Origin of the sequence: Dietzia sp. CW19, assembly GCF_014145265.1 — a bacterium.
Taxonomy (GTDB): Bacteria; Actinomycetota; Actinomycetes; order Mycobacteriales; family Mycobacteriaceae; genus Dietzia; species Dietzia natronolimnaea.
This window is the reverse complement of sequence record NZ_JAALEE010000099.1, coordinates 1-3,595: the sequence shown is the minus strand read 5'-3', so window position 1 is coordinate 3,595 and position 3,595 is coordinate 1. Positions and strand designations below refer to the sequence as shown.

The following is a 3,595-nucleotide window of genomic DNA, read 5'->3' as shown; positions in this document are numbered from 1 at the left end:
GCCCGACGTCGCCATCGCCCCCCGGGACGACACCGAGCGGATGGCCTTCGGCGCGTGGGCCGTGGTCACCGGTACGGCGGCACCCGGGGTGACCGGGACGCTGCCCGCGCTCGACGACTCCACCCGGACGGCACTGGCCGAGCGGCTGTCGACCCGATGTGGCGGCGAGATCACCGCCGAGCAGCTGGCCGGGGCCACGACGATCGCGGAGGTCGCCGACCTGCTGCGCCCGTTCACCGAGGTGGCGGTGGAGGGCAACATCCGCGTTCTTCGCGAGGGTTCCACCGACAGCACACCCCTGTTCCTGTTCCACGCGGCCGGCGGATCGTCGTTCGTATACGAACCGCTGGTCGATCGGCTGGACGGTGACACCCCGGTCTACGGCGTCGAGCGCACGGAGGGGCCGCTGGAGGAGAGGGCCGCCGGGTACCTGGACAGGATCCGGGAGATCGCCTCGGGGCGTCCCGTCGCGCTCGGCGGCTGGTCTTTCGGTGGCGCCCTGGCCGTCGAGGTCGCCCGTCAGTTGCGGGCCGCCGACGACGTCGTGGCGCTGGTGGCCCTCCTGGACACCGTGCAGCCGTCCGAGCCGATCCCGGACACTCTCGACGAGGCGGAGGCACGCTGGAAGCGCTACTCGAAGTTCGCCAAGCGCACCTACGGCCTGGACGTGGAGGTGCCGCGCGAGTTCCTCGCCGAGCACGGCGAGGACGGCGTACTGGGAATGCTCCTGGAGGGCCTGGGCGCCGAGGCGAACGCCATGGGTGGGGGCGTCATCGAGCACCAGCGGGCCAGCTTCGTCGACAACCGCATCCTGCAGAGCGCGGACCTGTCCACGTGGTCGGGAGTGGGTGCGGAGGTGCCGTTCGTGCTCTACCGTGCGGAGCGTATGCACGAGGGCGCCATCGAGCTCGAACCCCGCTACGCCCACGTCGACCGCGACGGTGGCTGGGCCCGGATCGTCTCCGATCTGGAGGTGGTCCAGCTCAAGGGTGACCACCTCGCGGTGGTCGACGAGCCGGTGGTCAGTACGGTCGGAAAGCACCTGGCGCGTCGACTCGTCGAGATCGACGCGGGAGTACTGAAGGGATCGGACGCGTGACGGCTAGGACCACCGCGGAGAAGCTCGCTGAACTGCGGGTTAAGACCGAGCAGGCCCGCGACCCGGGCAGCGAGCGGGCCAGGGCCCGACGCGACGCCGCGGGCCACACCCCGCCGCGCGAGCGCATCGCGGAGTTGCTCGACGCGGGAAGCTTCGTGGAGATGGGCCAGCTGGCCAAGGCTCCGGGGAGCCCGGACAACCCGTTCGGGGACGGTGTGGTGACCGGTCGCGGCACCATCGACGGTCGCCCGGTGGCCGTGTACGCGCACGACAACACGGTGTTCGGCGGGTCGGTCGGCGAGGGCTTCGGTAAGAAGGTCTGCGCCATCATGGACTTCGCGATCAAGGTCGGGTGCCCCATCATCGGCATCAACGACTCCGGTGGCGCGCGAGTCCAGGACGCCGTGACCTCGCTGGCCTACTACTCGGAGATCTCCCGGCGCCAGTACCCGGCCTCCGGGTACGTGCCCCAGATCTCGATCATGCTGGGCAAGTGCGCGGGCGGCGCCGTCTACGCCCCCGCGACCACCGACTTCGTGATCGCGGTCCAGGACCAGGCGTACATGTTCGTCACCGGCCCCGACGTGATCCGGCAGGTCACCGGCGAGGACGTCACCATGGACGAACTCGGCTCGGCCCTGCAGCAGGCCAAGAACGGCAACGTCAACCACGTGGCCGTGAGCGAGCACGACGCCTTCATGTACGTGCGTAACCTGCTGAGTTACCTGCCGTCCTCGGCGGCCGAGAAGGCACCGCGGATCAACCCGGGTCTCGAGGCGGAGACCACGGAGTCGGATCGTCAGCTGGACTCAATCATCCCGGACACGGACAACGCCGCGTACGACATGCACGACGTGCTCCTGCGGATGTTCGACGACGGCGAGTTCGTGGAGACCTCCGGACAGTTCGCGTCCAACATCATCACGGGCTTCGCCAGGGTCGACGGCGAGTCCGTCGGCGTCGTCGCCAACCAGCCCCTGCACCTGTCGGGCGCGTTGGACATCGACGCGTCGGAGAAGGCGACGCGGCACATGATGCTGTGTGACGCCTACTCGATCCCGCTGGTCTACGTGGTGGACACCCCCGGCTATCTCCCGGGCTTGCAGCAGGAGAAACTCGGCATCATCCACCGCGGGGCCAAGATGGGTTTCGCCGTGGTGGCGGCCTCGGTCCCCAAGGTCACGTTCGTCGTCCGCAAGGCCTACGGCGGCGCCTACGCCGTGATGGGGTCCAAGAACCTCGGCGGCGACCTCAACTTCGCCTGGCCCACCGCACGCATCGCGGTGATGGGCGCCGAGGGCGCGGTGGACCTGCTGCAGCGTCGGCAGATCGAGGAGGCGGGCCCGGAAGAGGGTCCCAAGCTCCGCAAGCAGCTGATCGACATGTACAACGAGTTCATCGCGACCCCGTACTCGGCCGCCGAGCGCGGGTACATCGACGCGGTGATCGAGCCGTCGCAGACCCGTCTGGTGCTGCGCGGCGCGTTGGCCCAGCTGCGCGACAAGGTCCGCAACGAGCCCCCGCGCAAGCACCCCATCGCGCCGCTGTAGCCGACGCGCGGCAGCACGCCTGGGCCGGTCCGCTCTCTCCGGAGGCGGGCCGGCCTTCGTCGTCCCCGACCCCTGGTAGTGCTGGCTGAACGTACGGTGTGCCGGGGCTTGTGTGATGTCCCGAGACATCACACCGACGACAAGGGGCAGCGCATCCCACGCGGGACGCGCTGCCCCTGTGTCCGGGCCCTGGGGGCTCGGGCCGGTAGCCCGGACTAGGACTCCGGGTCGGTCACGAGGATCGGGCCCTCGGGCTGCCACCAACCCCAGCGGGTCTCGGTCCCGGTGGTCACCTCGGCCGGCGCCGGCGGGTCCTCCTGGTAGGTCCCCAGCGGGGTGTACGCCTCGATGGAGCCCCAGTCCCGGTTCCAGTCGTGCCGCAGGTACGACGGGATCGTGCGGGCGCGCTGGGCGACCTCGATCCACCCGAGCGGGCCCCCCGACTCGTACGACTGCCACGTGCTGGTGGCGGCCACCGCCAGTGGACGGTCCGGGAGGATCCGGTACTCCGGCAGCTCGGCGACCCCCGCGTAGTGCGAGAACGGCCGCTGGCACGGGAACTGCAGGCTCACCGCCCAGTCCAGCATGACGGGAGACTCCGATCCGACGAGCTCCTGGACCGTGACGAGCTCGGGCGCGCGCGGCGGGGTGATCGCCGCCCACTGGTCGGGGGTCAGGTCGTCGTCGTCGACCAGGATCCGCATGACGTCGGCCTCGGCCGGCACGTCCTGCATGTCGACCCGCAGGTTCCGCCAGGTGGGGGCGGGGCCGATGTCGAACGGCACGACGGGTTCTCCCACCACGTCGGCTCCGTCCCCGGCGGCGCGACCGAACTCGACGATGACCTCCTGCCCGTACTTGTACAGGCCGTCGGCGTCGTAGCGGCCGATCCGTCCGGCGGCCGAGATCACCAGGAGCGGGTGCGTCTCGCGGTTCTCCGGCAGCC

General features: G+C 70.3%; 3 protein-coding genes. 2 read left to right on the top strand and 1 reads right to left on the bottom strand.

Annotated features, from left to right (window positions below; translation table 11 throughout):
* The coding region (locus tag G6021_RS03555; RefSeq protein ID WP_182610013.1) for an alpha/beta fold hydrolase at positions 1-1,099 on the top strand (1,099 nt) is incomplete at its 5' end.
* Positions 1,096-2,649, top strand: a complete 1,554-nt coding sequence (locus G6021_RS03550) for an acyl-CoA carboxylase subunit beta (protein WP_095717079.1) — start codon at positions 1,096-1,098, stop codon at positions 2,647-2,649. The genes G6021_RS03555 and G6021_RS03550, both read left to right, overlap by 4 nt.
* A gap of 215 nt (positions 2,650-2,864) precedes the next feature.
* Here G6021_RS03550 and G6021_RS03545 read toward each other — a convergent pair.
* Positions 2,865-3,595: arabinosyltransferase C-terminal domain-containing protein (locus tag G6021_RS03545; protein WP_182640674.1), on the bottom strand; the 731-nt coding region annotated here is incomplete at its 5' end.